The 18200-nt window shown below is 53.5% G+C and carries 17 protein-coding genes; 7 read left to right on the top strand and 10 right to left on the bottom strand.

From position 1 onward, the window contains the following. The first annotated feature begins 95 nt into the window (after window positions 1-95). The 3 genes from H581_RS0112605 (at window position 96) to pepF (ending at window position 2656) form a co-directional block, all read left to right on the top strand. Window positions 96-329, top strand: coding sequence for a hypothetical protein (locus H581_RS0112605; RefSeq protein ID WP_028610302.1), 234 nt, complete (start codon window positions 96-98; stop codon window positions 327-329). A 158-nt stretch (window positions 330-487) separates the two neighbouring features. Beyond that, window positions 488-670 (top strand): hypothetical protein, encoded by a 183-nt coding sequence (locus tag H581_RS0112600; RefSeq protein WP_028610301.1) that lies wholly within the window; start codon window positions 488-490, stop codon window positions 668-670. Window positions 671-865: 195 nt separating this feature from the next. Next, window positions 866-2656, top strand: a complete 1791-nt coding sequence (gene pepF / locus H581_RS0112595; protein WP_028610300.1) for an oligoendopeptidase F — start codon at window positions 866-868, stop codon at window positions 2654-2656. 211 nt (window positions 2657-2867) lie between these two features. Here pepF and H581_RS0112590 read toward each other — a convergent pair whose 3' ends face one another. The 5 genes from H581_RS0112590 to hemE form a co-directional block, all read right to left on the bottom strand. Continuing rightward, window positions 2868-3752, bottom strand: coding sequence for a DUF92 domain-containing protein (locus H581_RS0112590; protein ID WP_245600032.1), 885 nt, complete (start codon window positions 3750-3752; stop codon window positions 2868-2870). A 68-nt stretch (window positions 3753-3820) separates the two neighbouring features. Next, a complete protein-coding gene (locus tag H581_RS0112585; RefSeq protein WP_028610298.1) occupies window positions 3821-4564 on the bottom strand; it encodes a glycerophosphodiester phosphodiesterase in 744 nt (247 codons plus the stop codon). Between the two features lie 30 nt (window positions 4565-4594). After that, on the bottom strand, window positions 4595-5899 hold the full coding sequence (locus H581_RS0112580) for a CapA family protein (RefSeq protein WP_028610297.1): 1305 nt from the start codon (window positions 5897-5899) through the stop codon (window positions 4595-4597). A 206-nt stretch (window positions 5900-6105) separates the two neighbouring features. Then, window positions 6106-7059 (bottom strand): ferrochelatase, encoded by a 954-nt coding sequence (gene hemH, locus H581_RS0112575; RefSeq protein ID WP_028610296.1) that lies wholly within the window; start codon window positions 7057-7059, stop codon window positions 6106-6108. Continuing rightward, on the bottom strand, window positions 7052-8122 hold the full coding sequence (hemE, locus tag H581_RS0112570) for a uroporphyrinogen decarboxylase (RefSeq protein ID WP_028610295.1): 1071 nt from the start codon (window positions 8120-8122) through the stop codon (window positions 7052-7054). Before hemE ends, hemH begins: the two co-directional genes overlap by 8 nt. Window positions 8123-8283: 161 nt before the next feature. On the opposite strand from hemE, the gene H581_RS0112565 reads away from it, so the two are divergent. After that, window positions 8284-9495: an MFS transporter gene (locus H581_RS0112565; RefSeq protein ID WP_028610294.1), complete on the top strand. Its 1212-nt coding sequence runs from the start codon at window positions 8284-8286 to the stop codon at window positions 9493-9495. 595 nt (window positions 9496-10090) lie between these two features. Then, window positions 10091-10768, top strand: coding sequence for a hypothetical protein (locus H581_RS0112560; protein WP_036718543.1), 678 nt, complete (start codon window positions 10091-10093; stop codon window positions 10766-10768). Window positions 10769-11447: 679 nt separating this feature from the next. On the opposite strand, the gene H581_RS0112555 is transcribed toward H581_RS0112560, so the two are convergent. Continuing rightward, window positions 11448-12077: an O-methyltransferase gene (locus tag H581_RS0112555; protein ID WP_028610292.1), complete on the bottom strand. Its 630-nt coding sequence runs from the start codon at window positions 12075-12077 to the stop codon at window positions 11448-11450. Between the two features lie 146 nt (window positions 12078-12223). Here H581_RS0112555 and H581_RS0112550 point away from each other — a divergent pair, with 146 nt between their 5' ends. Further along, window positions 12224-13369: a THUMP domain-containing class I SAM-dependent RNA methyltransferase gene (locus tag H581_RS0112550; RefSeq protein WP_028610291.1), complete on the top strand. Its 1146-nt coding sequence runs from the start codon at window positions 12224-12226 to the stop codon at window positions 13367-13369. 18 nt (window positions 13370-13387) lie between these two features. Beyond that, on the top strand, window positions 13388-15442 hold the full coding sequence (locus tag H581_RS0112545; protein WP_028610290.1) for an LTA synthase family protein: 2055 nt from the start codon (window positions 13388-13390) through the stop codon (window positions 15440-15442). 75 nt (window positions 15443-15517) lie between these two features. On the opposite strand, the gene H581_RS0112540 is transcribed toward H581_RS0112545, so the two are convergent. From H581_RS0112540 to H581_RS0112525, 4 genes are all read right to left on the bottom strand, one after another. Then, window positions 15518-16894: a PDZ domain-containing protein gene (locus H581_RS0112540; RefSeq protein WP_028610289.1), complete on the bottom strand. Its 1377-nt coding sequence runs from the start codon at window positions 16892-16894 to the stop codon at window positions 15518-15520. An 87-nt stretch (window positions 16895-16981) separates the two neighbouring features. Next, window positions 16982-17281, bottom strand: a complete 300-nt coding sequence (locus H581_RS0112535) for a hypothetical protein (RefSeq protein WP_028610288.1) — start codon at window positions 17279-17281, stop codon at window positions 16982-16984. Next, the gene (locus H581_RS0112530) at window positions 17244-17858 is read right to left on the bottom strand and encodes a DUF3990 domain-containing protein (RefSeq protein WP_028610287.1); all 615 of its coding nucleotides are present in this window, start codon (window positions 17856-17858) and stop codon (window positions 17244-17246) included. The genes H581_RS0112535 and H581_RS0112530 overlap by 38 nt, the downstream gene beginning before the upstream one ends. A 98-nt stretch (window positions 17859-17956) precedes the next feature. After that, the gene (locus tag H581_RS0112525) at window positions 17957-18184 is read right to left on the bottom strand and encodes a YuzB family protein (RefSeq protein ID WP_028610286.1); all 228 of its coding nucleotides are present in this window, start codon (window positions 18182-18184) and stop codon (window positions 17957-17959) included. Window positions 18185-18200 lie beyond the last annotated feature (16 nt).

Here is an 18200-nt window from a genome sequence, read left to right as displayed (position 1 = left end):
GTCCTGCTTCTTGCGCGCTCATATTGATTACAGCCGCCATAATGGCTATGATGATAAGAATACCATAATTAACTACTCAAAGGGTGGAAAAAAACATGTTCAAAAAACACGAAATTTATAAAACCGACAATTACAATATGCTGACGGTTGAAGTACAAGGTAAGACGTTGATTGTGAGGGAAATTTCCGATCAATGGGGCGAGGACAGCCATACTTTCATCAGCCGTCCCGAAATGTTGAACTGGGCGGAGAACCGCTTCCGCCCTGCCGACTTCGTCGGACGCGAAGACGAGCGGGAAGCCATTATGAACGCGCTAAAGAAGGTTTAATCTGTTTTCACCGCGATATGGCAGGAAAAATTACCCTTAACGGCGAACATATCGTATCACAGGCCAGCTTAGTCAAAAGTGAACGGCAGATGCTGCCTTTTGGCGGATGCAGCCTGCATACGCGTCAGTTTTATTTACCCAGGAGGCTTGCTTAACAGATGGACGCTACCGCAACCCTTATTTTTATCATTGCCGCTTTCTCGCTTGGAGCGGTCGTCATCATGAAACGGGATTCCTTGCCGCCCGGCATGCGCCGCGTTCTTGCGCTGATATCCATCGCGTTGATCGCGTTTGCGTTTTTTCTTATTGTTTACGCCTTTTTCACGATGGGCTCGGTTTAGCCGTTAAACGGCAGGCATATTTTCCAATCCTTCAGGACATAGTATCCGCAAACTGTGTCCCGAGGTGATAATCGGATGAAATGGCTGACCCTGCTGCTAGCTTTGTGCCTCGTGCCGGGTGCTGCTCCCGCAAGCGAAGGTGCAGTGAAAGATCCGCACGCCTTACCAACTTTATCCATACCAAGGAGGAATTCGATGAATCACGTACCGAAACGTTCAGAATCTGCACCGGAAAGCCGTTGGAAGCTGGAGGATTTATTTGAAAGCCAGGCCGCTTGGGACAAAGAATTCACAGAAGCGAAGGCGCTGATCAAAAAAATGGCCGATTACCAAGGCAAGCTTGCGGACGTCGCTCAGCTCAAGGCCTGCTTCGAGCTTGAGGATGAGCTGTCGCTGCATGTGGAGCGGTTGTACGTATATGCCAACATGAAGCATCATGAGGACACGGCCGAGCCTACTTATCAGGCGCTTTCCGACAAATCGAAAAAGCTTAGCGTGGAGACGGGAGAGGCGCTTTCCTTCATTACTCCGGAAGTGCTCAGCCTGTCTGACGACCAGCTGGATGCAATCATAAAAGACGAATCCGTTGCGAAATTCCGCCATACGCTCGAAGAGATGCGCCGCCAGAAAGCCCATGTCCTATCGAAGAACGAAGAAGCGCTGCTCGCTCAGGTAGGCAACGTCAGCTCAGCGCCGGGCACGATCTTCGGCATGCTGAATAATGCGGACTTGAAGTTTCCAAAGGTGAAAAACGAAGAAGGCGAAGAAGTCGAGCTGACGCACGGCCGTTACATACAGTTTCTTGAGAGCAAAAAACAGGACGTACGGCGCGAAGCGTTCCATGCCATGTACGATACGTACGGCAAGCTGAAAAACACGCTCGCTTCTACGTTAAACGCTAACGTGACGAAAAATATTTTTTATGCGAAAGCCCGCAAATATGACTCCGCGCTCGGAATGTCGCTCTACGGCGATAACATTCCGAAGGAAGTCTATACGAATTTGATCGACGCGATCCATAAGCATCTTCCGCTTATGCACCGGTACATGGAGCTCCGCAAGAAGCTGCTCGGACTGGATGAGCTTCATATGTACGATCTGTTCGCGCCGCTCGTCGATGAATTCAAAATGGATATCACGTACGAGGAAGCGAAGAAAACGGTTAGCGAGAGCTTGAAGCCGCTTGGCGAAGACTATTTGAAGGTGCTTCAGGAAGGCTTCGAGAACGGATGGATCGACGTTTACGAGAACGAGGGGAAACGAAGCGGCGCTTACAGCTGGGGGGCATTCGGCACCCATCCTTACGTGCTCCTGAACCACAAGGACAATCTGAACAGCATGTTCACGTTGACGCATGAAATGGGCCACGCCCTTCACTCGTATTATTCGGACACGAATCAAAACTACCGCGACGCGCAGTATACGATCTTCCTGGCGGAAGTCGCATCGACGCTGAACGAAGCGCTGCTGATGGATTACCTGCTCGGCAAATCGACGGATCCGAAAGAAAAAATGTATTTGCTTACCTACTACGCGGATCAATTCCGTACGACGGTATTCCGCCAAACGATGTTCGCGGAGTTCGAGAAAATCGTTCACGAGCGGGCGGAGGAAGGCGAATCGCTTACGCCGCAGGAGCTTAGCAAAATCTATTACGATCTGAACGTTCAGTACTACGGGCCGGGAATGGTCATCGACAAAGATATCGAAATGGAATGGGCGCGCATCCCTCATTTCTATAACAGCTTCTATGTCTACAAATATGCGACCGGCTTCTCGGCGGCGACCAGCTTCTCCAAGCAAATTCTGGAGGAAGGCCAGCCCGCGGTCGAACGCTACCTCGGCTTCCTGAAGAGCGGCGGCAGCGACTTCTCGATCAACATCCTGAAGAAAGCCGGCGTCGATATGTCCTCTCCTGAGCCGATTGAGCAAGCGATGAGCGTGTTCGAAGAGCTGATCGGCCAAATGGAGCAGTTAACGAAGTAAGCTGCTATGGGCTTTGGTGCTCGGATAAATAAAAACTGACAATCAAGCCGGGGACCGGTCGATTGTCAGTTTTTTGTTTGTTTGGCTTTTTCTTCTTCAGTTCTATAATGGATATTTGCAGTACCTTTGGCTTGTCCAACGGTTCTATGCCCGCTATCCTTTATTTTGCGTAGTAAAAAGGGCTTTTTCGGAGCCATGGCTGCGAATAGGGCTAGAGCAGCACGGCGCCGATGACCCAAGCCATCGCGCCGGCGAACAGCGACGACAGGAGGTTCACCCTGTCGTTGTTCAGCGCGGCAAAGCCGCGCACCCGCTCCGCCGCGCTCCCGCAATGCGCGGCGCGCTCGGTCTCGCTGCCGCATACCCGGCAGCGATACATGGCCTGGCCGGTTGCGCCGAGCAGCGAGTCGGCGAAGGCCCCGGCCAGGCCGGCGGCGGCCGCGGCGATTACCGCCACCGCCAACAAGCCGCCGCCTGGCGTACCCGCAGCAGCCTCTGCCGGCTGCGGGGCCGCCAACAACAGCAGCGCGGCGGCGGCGCCGATGAACACGGCGCCCGCGAGCGCTGCTGCGCTGCCGAGCGGCGTGACCCCGCCGCTCGTTCCAGGCGCCACCGGCTTGCCGCTCGTCACGAGGCGCGGCGCCGTTCTGCTCAAGGCCCCGATCTCGGTGGCCCAAGTGTCCGCGTTCACGGCTGCCATTACGCCGATGTACGCGAACAGCCAGCCCTGATCGGGCCACAGCGCGTGAGCGGCGCACAGGAGCAAACCCGCGCCGCCGTTCGCCCAGACCTGACCGGCGTCGCGCCGTCCGGTCTTCTCATATTTCGCTTCGGCTTCCGCCTTTGCGCGATGCTTGCGTTTCCACTTCGACCAGACGGTCGACGAGACAAAAAAAGCAATCAGCAAGCCGAACCAGACCGGTTCGCCAAGCGTCACGAAGCCGGTCCCCATAACGACCGCCGACACGGCGCCCGAACCGGACAACGAACGATGCCGGTAAGCTGCCGCCGCAATAAGTCCGCTGCCAAGCAAACCGACAAACAGCCTGATCCACCATTCCTCTATCCAACCAACCATCAGCCGATTAACCTCCATTGCATGCGGCGCCCCGCGTTCGGATGTTTCCAGGCGCAGGGGGCCTATGCCTGTCTCTATTCGTTGTCCTATTGACGAACGGCCCGCAGCCGCATCGCCTCATGCCAGCGATCCGGATAATTCGTGCAAATCATCAGATCCGGATCAAGCTCCGAGACTTTGCGGATAGCGCGAATCTCATTAACCGTCCACGCCATCACCTGAATGCCGGCAGCCTTTAGCGCGGTAACTCTATCCTTATTTAACCGCGAATACCCGATGGATAAAAAATCCGCTTCAAGCTCATGCATGTCTCTCGGCAGCGTATGGCGCCAAGCATCTAGAATAAGTCCGGTCCGGATCGTGCCTGACAGCTTGCGCGCGCGATACAGCGCACCCTCATGAAAGGAAGTCAGCACAACCTCCTTCTCCGCGCCATAAGCTTGCAGCAGCTCAATTACCTTTTGTTCCAGCATAGGGTACCTGTTGCCGTCGGTTTTCAGCTCGATATTCAGTTTGCAGCGGCCGATCGTCTCTTGAAGCACCTGCTCCAAGGTCGGAACAGGCTCTCCTTGATATTTTTGCGAGAACCAATGACCCGCGTCAAGCTTCGTCAGCTCCGCTGCCGTCAGGTTCTTTACCTCGCCCCTGCCGTTCGTCGTCCGGCGCAGCGTAAAATCATGAATAACTACCGGTACGCGGTCCTTTGACAGCTGAACGTCAATTTCAATCCATTCGATCGCCGGATCTTCAACCGCAAGTCGAATGGCCGCCATCGTATTTTCCGGCGCGCGGCTGGACCAGCCTCTATGCGCTACGCACGGATTTCTCATGATGCCCTCATCCTTTCGGGACGGTTTCCGTTATTCGGGAACGATCGAACCATCCTCTCTCAGCTTCGCGCCAAAAGAAATGGACGAAAGCCGGTTGAGCAGCTCCTTCGCAGGCTCCGCTTCCATCGGAGTCGGCTGCGCATTAACCGTAAACATGGGATGAAACTTCAGTTCGCAGTCGCCGCCTTTGGTGCAAAGCGCATCAAGGACGCCCGTTTCGCCCGCCGTTCCCTTCGGAAACGCGCTAAAAATAAAGTTTCCTAAACTGTATGCAATCCATTTTCCTTTATACATCTCGAACCCCTGCAGCACATGCGGATGGCTTCCGATTACGAGATCCGCCCCGGCGTCGATATATTGCCTGGCGTAATCCCGCTGATACGGCTTCGGCTGATCCACCCTTTCCTTCCCCCAGTGAACCATAACGGCAACGATGTCCGCCTCTTCCTCGGCCTTCCTTATCGCCGTGACCGCACGCCGCGTATCGTAGGTTTCCGCAACGCCCGCAACGTTTTTGTCCGCTTTCCACTCCACGGTCGGCACAACCTTGCTAAGCCCGATATACGCGATTTTGACGCCGCGCACCTCCTTGATGACGGGCGCGAACGCCTCCGTATCATTGGCGCCTGCTCCGGCATGCGATATACCGGCTTCCTCCAAATGCCGCATCGTATCCATCAGCCCTTCGACACCTTGATCAAGCGTGTGATTGTTCGCCAGAGATACGACGTCGAACCCGGCATCCCTCAGAGCGGGCAGCGCATCCGGCGAGCCTTTGAATACGTAATCCTTGCCCTCGGCAGGAATGCCGCGGTTCGTTACGGGATGCTCCAAATTACCTGCCGTCAGGTCCGGCTCGCTTAGATACAGCAAGGACTGCTTATATAGAAAATCGTAACCTTCCCGCTCCATCACCGCACTCACATATTCGCCCAGCAGCAGATCGCCGACAAAGGAAAGACTTATTTGCTCAGCGCCGCCCGCTTCAACGGACGGCACCGGACCTTCGGCCTGCTCCCTGCCATCGGAATTTCCTCCGCCGTTTGAATCCGTATCGGCAACGCCTTCATCATCAGGAGCACTCGAAACCTCATCATCCATGGCATCCGGCGTTCCGCCGCCGTCAGTCGTCACTCCGACCGCTTGCTCCTTATTCCCGCTGCCGGAATCGCCGAATAAACTCTTAAGCTTATCGGCCTGGTTCAGGACGAGCCATGCGCCCAGCAGCGCTATAATAACGCCGAACAGCGTAAAATTAACGATCATTAGCCGTCTTAGCCTTTTCTTGCGCTTTAGCTTGTCCTGCTGATGGGACGCAGACCTTGATAAATTCATAGGGAAGATGGCTCCTCTTTGATAGATTATGACTCTACCATTATAGCAACGATCTGCCGATGATGGAAAAACTATTATAGCATTTTAATCAATCTAGCGGAAACGCGACCGTTATCGCGCAGCATAAAAAAAGCGGAGCGCCGCCCGCTGGCCTATCCGCCGCTAACGGCGTTCGGCCAAACGTTCAATTCTCCGCGTTTTATCCTTTACTGCTCGTTCAAACCGTTTTGAGCCTCCAAGACCGACTCCGCTAACGTCTCCATATATAACGGATCTCGATTCAGCATCGCAATTCGGTCAAGCTTGACGCCAAGCGCCTTCGCCTCTGCCTTCGCTTCGATATCAAGGTCGTACAGCACCTCCAGATGATCCGATACGAAGCCGATCGGAGCGACTAGCACCGCCGTATAACCCTCCTCCGCGACAGCCTTCAGCGTCTCCAAAATATCCGGGCCGAGCCACGGCTCTCTCGTCCTTCCGGCGCTTTGCCAAGTAAACTGCCAGTCTTCTACATTCGCAGCCTTCGCAACCGCGGCGGACGTTTCCAGGAGCTGCTGCTCGTAAGGATCGCCAAGCTCGCGTATCTTCTCAGGCAGGCTGTGGGCGCTGAACAGTACCTTCACCTTTTCTTCATCGTCCGAAGCATTCGCTAACCTTTTCAAGCCGTCCCGTACACGGTCGGTCAACGCTTTAAGCAGCTTTGGATGCAGATGATACTGCTTGACGAAGGACATCGCAATGCCCGCCTCGGCAGCCTTCTCCTGCGCCCGTTTGATATAACCGCCTACGCTCATGATCGAATAGTGAGGCGCAAGCACGATACCCACCGCTCGGGTAATGCCGTCGTTCGCCATTTGCTCCACGCCGTCTTCAATATAAGGCCGCGCATGCTTTAAGCCCTGATAACAGACGAATTGGCCCGGCGCAAGCTGCTCCAACTTATCCTGCAGGCCGGCAGCCTGACCGTTCGTATTCTCACGCAGCGGGAACACGCCGCCTACGATGGCTTCATACCGCCCCTTCAGCTCGTTAAGCTGCTCCTGCGTCGGGGCATGCCCGCGCCTGATATGCGTGTAATAAGCTTCTACGTCGTCCATTGACTCCGGCGTTCCGTACGACATGATAAGCACGCCAATCCGGTTATCTTTATGCTCAGACACGGCTTGCCTCCTTCCCGTTTCTTGCGGCGATGGCCTTCTCAGAATACGAGTGGATGAATGCGGTCAATTCGGCCAATTTCTCAATTGATGCTTCCGGGAACAAACCGTGACCGAGATTAAAAATAAAACCGGGCTCATCAATGCCGCTATCTATAATCTCCTTGGCATACGATTCAATGACGCGGATTGGAGCCGTTAGCACCGTCGGGTCCAAGTTCCCCTGAACCGCGAATCCGCCGCCCAATCTTCGTCTGCCTTCCTCAATCGTCACGCGCCAGTCCAGCCCGATCACGTCGGCTTTCACCTGATGAAGGGTTGGCAGCAGCTCGCCGGAGCTTACGCCCGGGAAATAAATTTTTGGCTGCTCGATATCCGACAGCTCGGCGAATATCCGTTCGATCGTCGGCAGCACAAATTGCCGGAAGTCGGCTGGCGTCAGCGCGCCTACCCAGCTGTCGAACAGCTGGAACGCCTTGCCGCCCGCGGCAATATGCGCGCGCAAATACGCGATGACCATATCGCCAAGCTTTCGCATAAGCTCATGCCACAGTTCCGGCTCGCTGTACATCATTTCTTTAGTCCGCAAATAGTTTTTCGAAGGCTTTCCTTCAATTAAATAGCTGGCAATCGTAAACGGAGCGCCTGCGAATGTAATTAACGGAACTTCCAGCTCGCGGTCCAATAGGCGGATCGTCTCGAGGACATGACCCAAATCTCCTTCAACGTCGATCGGCTTCAAGCGCTCCACGTCGTCAGCCGACCGAATCGGATTGGCAATGACCGGCCCGACATTGGCTACGATATCGAAATCGATGCCGATCGATGCGACCGGATTCATAATATCCGAGTACAGGATGGCCGCATCGACGCCCAGCTTGCGGACCGGCATCATCGTCACTTCAGCCGCAAGCTCAGGCTGCCTGCATATTTCTAGCAGCGAATATTTTTCTTTTATTTTGCGGTAATCAGGGTCGTACCGCCCTGCCTGCCTCATATACCATACAGGTACCTGATCTGCTTGTTCCTTCCGGCATGCCCGTATGAAACGGTCGTTATAAGACATCCCCGTTCCCCATTTCTATGTATTTTACTATGTTTTTATTATGCCCTTTTTCAGAAGACCTAACAACCGCCGTCAGACGGCTTCCTATGACAATAGTATGACAATCAAATACTCTAAAGGTCCATTTTTCATCCCGGGTCGGCATATGCTATACTTTTTTTATGGAACAGTGGAAAAAAAACCTAGTCGTGCTGTGGTTCGGTCAATTTCTTGTGATGGCGGGAATGACGATGATCATTCCGTTCCTATCACTCTATTTGCAGTTTGATTTAGGTTTGACCGATAAGCACGAGATCGGGATTTGGGCGGGTTTTATTTTTGCCGGGAACTTTGTCACCTCATTTATATTCCAGCCTATTTGGGGGAAGCTGGCTGACCGGTACGGACGCAAAGTAATGCTGCTGCGATCCGGCTTCGGCATGGCGATCGTCATGGCGCTCATGGGCTTCGCTACGAACCCGTGGCATCTGCTGCTGCTGCGCATGCTGAACGGTACGATATCCGGCTTTAATCCCGCTTCCATCGCGCTGATCTCGTCAACGACGCCGAAAAACCGGATGGGCTTCGCGATGGGCACCATTCAGTCGGGCGGAATCGCCGGCACTATTTTGGGTCCGTTCATTGGCGGCCTGCTTGCCGATTCGATCGGCTTCCGGCCTATTTTCTATTTAACGGGTGCGCTGCTGTTCGCCGCGTCGCTGCTTGCGCTGTTTGTCGTAAAGGAGCCGTTCGACCGTATGAAAGCAGCCGAGCGCATCCAGGCATCCGTCATTCAAGGCTTCCGGCAGCTAAGCCGCATTCCGGAGCTTACTGCGCTGTTCGCCGTCACCTTTCTCATTCAGTTCGCTATGATGAGTCCGATGACGCTCATTCCGCTGTATGTGCAGGAGCTGCACGGAACGACGGCCAATCTTGCTTTCTTCGCCGGCTTTGTCGGTTCCGTCACCGGACTCTCGAATCTGGTTGCCTCGCCTCTGCTTGGCAAGCTGAGCGACCGGATCGGTGCGGAACGCGTGCTCGGCTTCTCGCTCGTCGGCGCGGCGCTGGCCTTCATCCCGCAGGCGCTGGCGGGAACCGTCTGGCAGCTGCTTGCGGCGCGATTTGTGCTAGGCATCTTTCTCGGCGGCCTCATCCCGGCCGTGAACGCCTTAATCCGCAAGTATACGCCTGACGGCATGGAGAGCCGATCCTACAGCTTCAACACGAGCACCCTCAGTCTCGGCAATATGATCGGGCCGATAACCGGCGGCGCCCTCTCCGGCTGGCTCGGCATTCAAGGCTTGTTCATCCTGTCCGGCATCATGCTGATGGCCAACGCCGCATGGGTATGGCAAACGCTGCTTCGCAAGCGCCCTGTCCGCTCAAAGACTTAAGTGCCGGTTAGGGAGACTATGCAAGCAGCCTGTCCGCTCAAAGACTTAAGTGCCGGTTAAGGGGACTATGCAAGCAGCCTGTCCGCTCAAAGACATAAGTGCCGGTTAAGGGGACTATGCAAGCAGCAGGTTGGCTCAAAAGCTTAAACCCCGGTTGCAAACTTATTCCAAAGCCTGTCAGCTCTGCGCAAGCGAACAGCTTGTTCGGGGCTTGAGCTGCCGCTGACCGGTATACTGAAAGAACAGCCCTGCTCAGAGCTTTAGTTTCGGATTTTGAACCTATTATCGCTCAAAAGATAATATAGGTGATTTAATATCAGAATTTGACACTACTCGTTGATTTTGGTGCCATTCCGACCACTCCCCCTCCTCTTGGTTCAATAATTGAAACTAATTTATATGTAAACTACGATTTGAATAAATTAGTTTCAGATATTGATACTAGTCATCGCTATCAATAAAACTTGCTAGTAACATGTTCCGGTTTATGGTAATCTCAAACTAATCAACTACACATAGGCAGCAAAGCATGCGCCGTTTGAGCAGGTATACTCCTGATCATGCGGCGCTTTTATTTTAAAGGAGATGATTGAGATTGGGTGATAAGTTATTCGAAGATTATTGCCAAAGCTGGCTCACAAAGCATATTATCGGACGCCGCGGAGAAAATCGCAGTAGGATCAAAGAGGGGCTTGGACATGCGGAGAAGCTTATGCTGCAAAATATTTGGTGGCCTGCATTCGGTCATTTCCAGCATTTGCATCCCGAGTATGAAATTCAAGATTTCAGCGAAGGTTACCGCTACATTGATTTTGCTTACGTACGCTCCCATATCCGAGTCGCGATCGAAATCGACGGCTACGGGACGCATTTACGGCATAATACGCGCAAACAATTTTGTGACCAATGGGTCAGGCAAATGCATCTGACAAATGATAATTGGACAGTCATCCGCATCGGTTATGACGATATCGAGCAGCGCCCCCGCTTATGGCAGCAGCTCTTTCAGCAGATGGTCGGCAGGTTATTCGGAGCACCCGGCACTTTCAATGAATTGCATGTGTACGAGAGAGAAATCTTGCGGCTTGCGGCGATGCTGGAGCGCCCTTTTCAACTGTCAGACGTAAGGGGCCGCCTGCATTGCAGCTACAACAAAGCCCGCCCGCATATCCGGAAGCTCGAGGAATCAGAGTGGATCAGGGCGGCGCTTGGTGGAGCAACCCGTACTCACGCTTGGAGCCTGGAGCCGTCAAAGCGAATGTTCATACATTAGATGATGGTGAAAATAATTTCAATAACTGAAACTATCCTGGGTTCAATGGTTTATTTTGAACCAATAATTTCAATTTCTGAAACTGCACAGGAAAAATCCAGTCAATAAGCTACAAAATTACAATTTTAGTTCAAATACTGAGACTACGACGCTTATTGATTTATTTATTCGGGGATTAATTTCAATATATGAAATTAACCACGCTTTCCGGAATACCGTAAAATACAGATTACCGTACATTCGTAATATTACGATAAGCATTTTATCGTAATCGTTCAAACGGATTAATGCGGCAAACCGTTCATCATGTTCGTTGCATGCGGATTTTCACTACTTGCAAACGTAACATGCATACGAATTAACGTGACAAGCTGTTCATCGTGTCCGTGCATGCGCAATATCGCAACAAGCATTCTATCGAAACCGTACATACGGATTATCGCAACTAGCCGTCTATCGTAACCGTGCACGCGGATTATCGCGACAAGCCGTTCATCGTGTCCCTAGATGCGGATTATCGCGACAAGCCGTTCATCGTGTCCCTAGATGCGGATTATCGCGACAAGCCGTTCATCGTTTCCCTAGATGCGGATAACCGCGGCATGAAAACGCCCTGACGCGAGACGGCTTGGTAAGCGGCACGCACCAGGACGCTCCTTATATTCCGCCTAGACTTAACTTACTTCACGATCGCGATTGCGAGCCCGTCATATCCCGGGAGCAGCGTGCTCATCAGGCGATTGTCCGCAGCAATGGTTTCATTAAAGGAACGAACCGCCTGGACCGACGGTCCCGCCTTGGCCGGATCGGTCGTTCTCCCCCGGAGGAAGATATTATCGCCGACGATCACCGCGCCCGGCTCTGCCAACTCGATCGCATATTCCAAGTAGACGGGATAACCTTCTTTATCCGCATCAATAAAAAAGAAGTCAAATTTTTTGCCGGCTGCCTTCAGTTCCGCCAAGCTTTCCTTCGCGTCACCGATCAAATATTCCACCTTACCGCCTAGTCCAGCCGCTTCCATATGCGTCTTGGCCAAGTCCGCATAGTTCTGCAGCAGCTCCAGAGACACCAGGCTCCCGCCTGCCTGCAGCCCGCGCGCCAAACATATGCCGCTGTACCCGCCCAGCGCGCCGATTTCCAAAATCTTCTGCGCCTTCGATAGCGATACCAGCATCGTAAGCAGCCGCCCGTAACCGTCGGCAACCGAAATATCAGGCATGCCGGCAGCCGCGATGCCTTCTTTTGTCCTTTTCAAATCGGCATCCGCCTCGTAAAGCGAATCCACATATTGTTCATTCCGCAACATTATTCTTCTCTCTCCATATTTACAAATTTGTAAAAACGACCTCATATGTCCTATACTTGATTGTATGTTTTTGTACGTGAGGATACAAGCGTATGCTTCCTGCGCGGCTTGGAAATCAATAAGTATAAATGAAAAGAGAGTGCGTAATGGAAAATTTACAGCTAATCGCAACCGCGCCGATGGGGCTCGAAGCGGTTGTGTCACGCGAGCTGAAGGATCTCGGTTACACCGACTTGAAAGTAGAGAACGGACGCGTCAATTTTACGGGCAAGCCTATCGATATATGCCGAACGAACCTTTGGCTCCGGTCGGCAGGACGGATTTTAATCAAAATGGGCGAGTTTCCGGCCGCGACGTTCGAAGAGCTGTTCGAAGGGACGAAAGCGCTTGATTGGCCGTCTTGGATTCCTGAGGACGGCGAATTCCCCGTCAACGGAAGATCGCAAAAATCGCAGCTGACAAGCGTTCCCGCCTGCCAAAGCATTGTCAAAAAAGCCGTTGTCAATAAAATGGCCGAGCGTTATGGAACCGAATGGTTTCCGGAGGATAACGGACGATATGTTATCGAAGTTACGCTCATGAACGATGTCGCGATGCTTACGCTGGATACGACGGGCGACGGATTGCACAAACGGGGTTATCGCAGAATGTCGACCGAGGCCCCGATTCGCGAGACGATGGCAGCCGCTCTCGTTCAGCTTAGCCGCTGGCAGCCGGAACGACCGCTGTACGACCCGTTCTGCGGCTCGGGAACGATGCTGATTGAGGCCGCCATGATCGGGTGGAATATTGCTCCCGGACTGCGCCGCAGCTTTAACAGCGAAGGATGGCCGCTCATCCCGGACGAGCTGTGGAATGAAGCGCGCGATGAAGCCTTCGATCTCGTTAAGGATAGTATTCCGCTGCAAATTGCCGGCTCCGATATCGATCCTGGCGCGATTGAAATTGCCGAGGCTGCCGTCAAGAAAGCTGGTTTCGGAAAGGATATCAAGCTGAGCGTACAGCCCGTATCGAAGGTCAAGCTTGAAGGCGATTACGGCGTCGTTATTACGAACCCGCCTTACGGGGAACGGCTTGGCGACGATGCCTCAGCCGAGGCTGCTTTGCGCCAGTTTGGCCTGACTGCGCTCCATTATCCGACCTGGTCCTATTTCGCCATTAGTCCGTCAACTACGATGGAGCATTACTTCGGCCGGTCTGCGGATAAGAAGCGCAAGCTGTTTAACGGGCGGATCGAATGCAACTATTACCAATTTTTCGGCCCGCTCCCGCCTCGGGGAAACCGGGATTAGAGAGGAAGGCCGTACAAAATGTTACCAGTCCAACAGAATATCGCCCGCCGAAGCATGAGCACTCTGCTCGTCTGGCTTGAGCGGCTGAAGGCTGTCGACCTGATTTTGTTCGCAGCCGTTATCATGGCTAAGCTTTACTTATTTTCAGATTTTATTGGAATGTCCAAATTCAAAATGAATGACAAAGACGCCATTATCGAGCTGGGAGCGCTCTTGCTCCTCTGCTTTTGGACGTTATGGCTGCCAGCGCGCGGCCGGATTATCGCCCTAATCGTTTTAAATGTGATTGTATCCTTTGTGCTGTATGCCGATCTTATTTATTTCCGCTACTTCCAGGATTTGATCTCGGTACCGGTCCTGCTCCAGCTCAGTCAGGTCGATTCCTTGGGCGGCAGCATCGGAACTTTGCTCAGCTGGAACGATATCGTATTTTTCATCGACTGGATTTTTATCATTCCGTTTGCGGTCTATGTTATATGGCTCGGCCGCAGGGATCTGCGAAAAGCCAATGAGCATCGCAGGAAATCATCGGTATGGTTGAAAACGGTCGTTCGGATCGTACTCAGCGCTCTCCTTTTCACCGTCGGCACATCGTTTTATTTCTCGAACGTGAACGAAGCGAAGCGCACCTGGGGACAAGGGATTTTCGTCGGCAACTGGTGGAATCTCTCGATCTACAACGTCACGGGATCGCTGGGCTTTCACGGCTATGACGTCTACCGCTACGTGAAGCAAAACTATTTGGATGCGGCTACCGTTACCGCTGAGCAATCATCGGAAGCCAAGGCGTGGATAGAAGCTCGCGGAGATCTTCGCGGCGCGCTCGAGCAGGACGCGCTGTTCGGCGCTTACGCCGGCAGCAACGTCCTGATGGTACAGCTGGAAGCATTCCAAAACTTCATGATCGGCAAATCGATCGGCGGTCAGGAAATTACGCCTAATCTCAATAAACTTATCGGGACGAGCGCGTATTTCAGCCAGTTCTACCACCAGACTTCGCAGGGAAGAACGTCGGATGCCGATTTCGCCGCCAACTGCTCCATGCAGCCCGTAATGAACGGCTCCGTGTTTGTTCAGTATGCGTCTCACGAATTTGATTGCATGCCGACTACCTTGAAGAACAATGGTTATTCGACCACGGTGTTTCATTCTTACGAAGGCGGATTCTGGAACCGGAACACGATGTATAACAACATGAATTATGACAAGTTTTACAGCTTGAAGCACTTTAACCTCGACGAGAAGGTAGGCTGGGCGCTCGGCGACAAATCATTCTTCCAGCAGTCGATGGACGTCGTGAGCGATCAGCAGAAGCCTTTTTATTCGTTTATGATTACCTTATCCAGCCATCATCCTTATACGATGCCGGATACGGAGAAGAAGCTTGACGTAGGCAATTTGAAAGGAACGATTATGGGCGACTACCTGCAGGCCGCTCATTATGTCGATGCCGCGCTCGGCGAGCTCGTGGACCGTATGAAAGCGGAAGGTCTGTGGGATAACACCATCTTCGTCGCGTACGGCGACCACGACAATTCGATTAAGGATTGGAAGCTATTCGAGAACTTCCTAGGCAAGCCTCTGAGCGGGCTGGAACGGGAAATGATTCTGAAGCAGGTGGCGATGTTCGTCCATCTGCCGCGGGACGAGCATGCGGGCACGCACGCGAACGTGAGCGGACAGCTTGATATCACCCCGACGGTCATGCACCTTCTGGGCATCTCTACCGCCGATCAATTCATGGCCGGAACGCCGATGCTGACCGAGCAGCCTGCCGAAGGCAAGAAGGTCGTGCTGCGGAACGGCGCATTTACGGACGGCACCTTCTTCTTTATGCCTTCCGGCGACGGGGTCATCGGGAACGGCAAGTGCTGGAATATCGCGGCGAATGCTCCCGGCGATATGGACGCCTGCCTCGGCGCCGCCGAAGAGGCGCGCACCGAGCTGTACGTCTCCGATCAGATCGTCATGAGCGACTTGATCAAGGACTTCAGGAAACAGGCTGTCGCGGAAGCTCAGGCGGCCATCACCGAAGGCGGCGAAGCGTTAGATATCAACGGACAAAAGAAGTAACCTGACTCCGCCTTTAGTATAAAGAAACACCCCGCATGCAGCCGGTTGAAAGGCTAGTATGCGGGGTGTATTTGTCTACTTTTTATGCTGTGCCAGCCAAAGGAGCACGTCGTCTATCGTCTGAACCGGGACGATATTCAAGAGGGGCGCTGCGCTGCGCGCAGCCTGCTCCAGCGCCGCAGGCACGAAAAAAACGTCGGCATCGGTGCGGCTTACGGCATAGGCCTTCTGCTTAATGCCGCCGATCAATCCGATCGAGCCGTCCGCTTCAATCGTTCCCGTCCCTGCCGTTATATTGCCGTACGTGACACCTCCGGGCGTCAGCTGGTCTATAAAAGCCAGCGTTAGCATCGCGCCGTGCGACGGCCCTCCGATATGCGCCATATACCGTTGATAATCGATTGCGCGCGGAATGTCCATATGCAGCTCCGTCTGGACCGATATGCCGAAGACCGGCCGTTCAGGCTGATCTGCAGCCGCTTCCGTTCTTACCGTTACCTGTGCCATGCTCCCCGCCCTTCTTACCGTGACGTCCACGGACTGCCCCGGCTTAACCGATTCCGCCATATAAGCGGTCATATCTTCGACGGACCTTACGTCCCGGCCATTCAGTTTTTCAATAATATCACCTGCATGCAGCCGCTGATCTGCCGGCATGTCCTTCATGACGGCAATGACTCTTACCCCATTCTCCGTTATCCCTTCGCCAATGCCTGCCTTTTGCAGCGCTACCGCAGCCGCCACGGCATTGGCGTCCGTCTTCATCATGACGACCTGGGTATACGACTCGGCGAGCGGAGGCTCGTTCTCCGGTATTTTCTCAAAGCTGTACAACGGAAAAAGAGACGCATACAACCAATCGGCAGGTACGGCCGGCCGCTCGAATACAAGCACGCCGTTAACGGCCCCGCCGCCTGCTCCGCCTTCCATGTGCGCGTACCGGTTCAAGTCGAGCGTCATGCCCGGGTAAATCACAAGATAGCCGGTAGGACAAAGCAAGGATAGAAGCAATAGAACGGCAGCGAGCGTGACCGGCACGCTCCGCTTCGGCGCTTCGCTGAACAGCATGTCCATTACGGCGAGCGGGGCGGCAGCCGCAATAATCCCAATCGTCCAGAACAGCTTCGCCTGCTCAAATAAAACCATGCAGGTGCCTATTAAACCTAGTGCGGCAATGATTGCCCGCAGAGCTTGCAGCAGCAAGGATCCGAACCGGCGTTCCGTCTCCGGAAATCTATTCCCGTATTGCTGTTTCCGCCATCCGAGAACCGCTCCGGCAGTCCAGCATAGCGGTACAAGCGCGACGGCATAGAACAACCGGTCGATCATTTCGATCCACTGCATCCCGCTGTCCGTCCGCCATGGCGCAGGCAGCCAAATAAGCTCCGACGCCGCCACGCAAGCGATCGCGACAGCTAGTCCAATTGTGTAATACCACGTTGGCTTCCGCACTTCAGCCTATCGTCTCCTCTCCGGATCATCGCCTCATAACCTATGTCACCAGAAACAAAAAGACCCGACGATGAGCATCGCGGGGTCCTATTTCGTTTGCAAATATTGGCGTTCCTCCGAATCGATGCCCCTGTCCCGAAGCTCACCCTTCTCGATATCGACGATTCTCTCCAGCCATTGCAGCGGGGGATGATCCATGCGCCGCGCCTTATCCAGCATCTGCGCGTATTGCCCGCAATTATCATAACCGCCCAGCTTGCGGACGACCACGATATAATCGACTACAAGCGACCTGGCATCTGCCGCGGCATAGCCGTAATCCGCGACCAGCGCCTCCACGATACCGCGCTCATAGATGCTTAACCTGACCTGCGACTTCGCTCTCATGATACATCCACCTGCTTCCCGTGTAAATATGATAACCCAGCAGCCTCAAATGGGATTCCCAGCGCTCCGAACAAAACACGACCTGATTGCCGAGGCTGAGCGCGTCGAGCTTTCTCCCCTTGCGCGATATTGTAATCTGTTCATAGAACCAACGATCGTCTTTCTTCAATTGTACCGCTTTATGTACGATTTTTCCAGTGTCATTGTCCGCCATCGGGCCTATAATGATGTCCGGATGAGAATCGCAGGGATCCATTCCCTTCACGGCCGCCTTACGATGCGCGTAAATGAAGGAAGCCCAGTTCTGCGAATCGGAAAGAAACAACAGCGGCTCCACTTGCTCCGGCACGGATGCCAGTTCGATGACGAGAACGCACGGCCTTCCGCCATCCCACGACTCCTTAGCTGCCTTATGCGACCATTTTCGCGCTTGTGCAATCGATATCGTCGTGTAGAAGCCCTCGCCAAAGTCTTTACCCGGACGCCAATATGGCGAATTCAACAGCTTATTCTCAAAAGATTGCACCGTATGGCTTGTCGTACCGTGGTATAGCAGCTGCGGCGTCGTTATGTCCACCCTGGACCTCCTTACCATATAGTCACAAAAAAGACCCTGGCGCTTGGCTGTCGTCGGGTCTGCAGATGTCATGGATTTCCTTATTCATGCAAGCAAGCTTATTTCTTCTTAATGAAAGGAAGTGCCTTCTCGATCGCCTCGTCCTCGGTCGCCGCCTTCACATAACGGCCGTTCACAAAAATAAATGCGTACCGGGCGCATGGCCCGCAGTAGGATTTGCAGCCAACCTTGATCTCCGCGTCGGGAACCAGCTTCTGAAGCTTGGGCACGATCGTCTTCATTTTCATATGTTTGCATTTGTCGCATACTCTTATGTCATTTGCCATTATCCATCGCCCTATT

It is taken from the genome of Paenibacillus harenae DSM 16969 (assembly GCF_000422465.1).
Classification (GTDB): Bacteria; Bacillota; Bacilli; order Paenibacillales; family Paenibacillaceae; genus Pristimantibacillus; species Pristimantibacillus harenae.
Note: the sequence above shows the minus strand (reverse complement) of the source record. Positions and strands in the feature narration are given on the sequence as shown.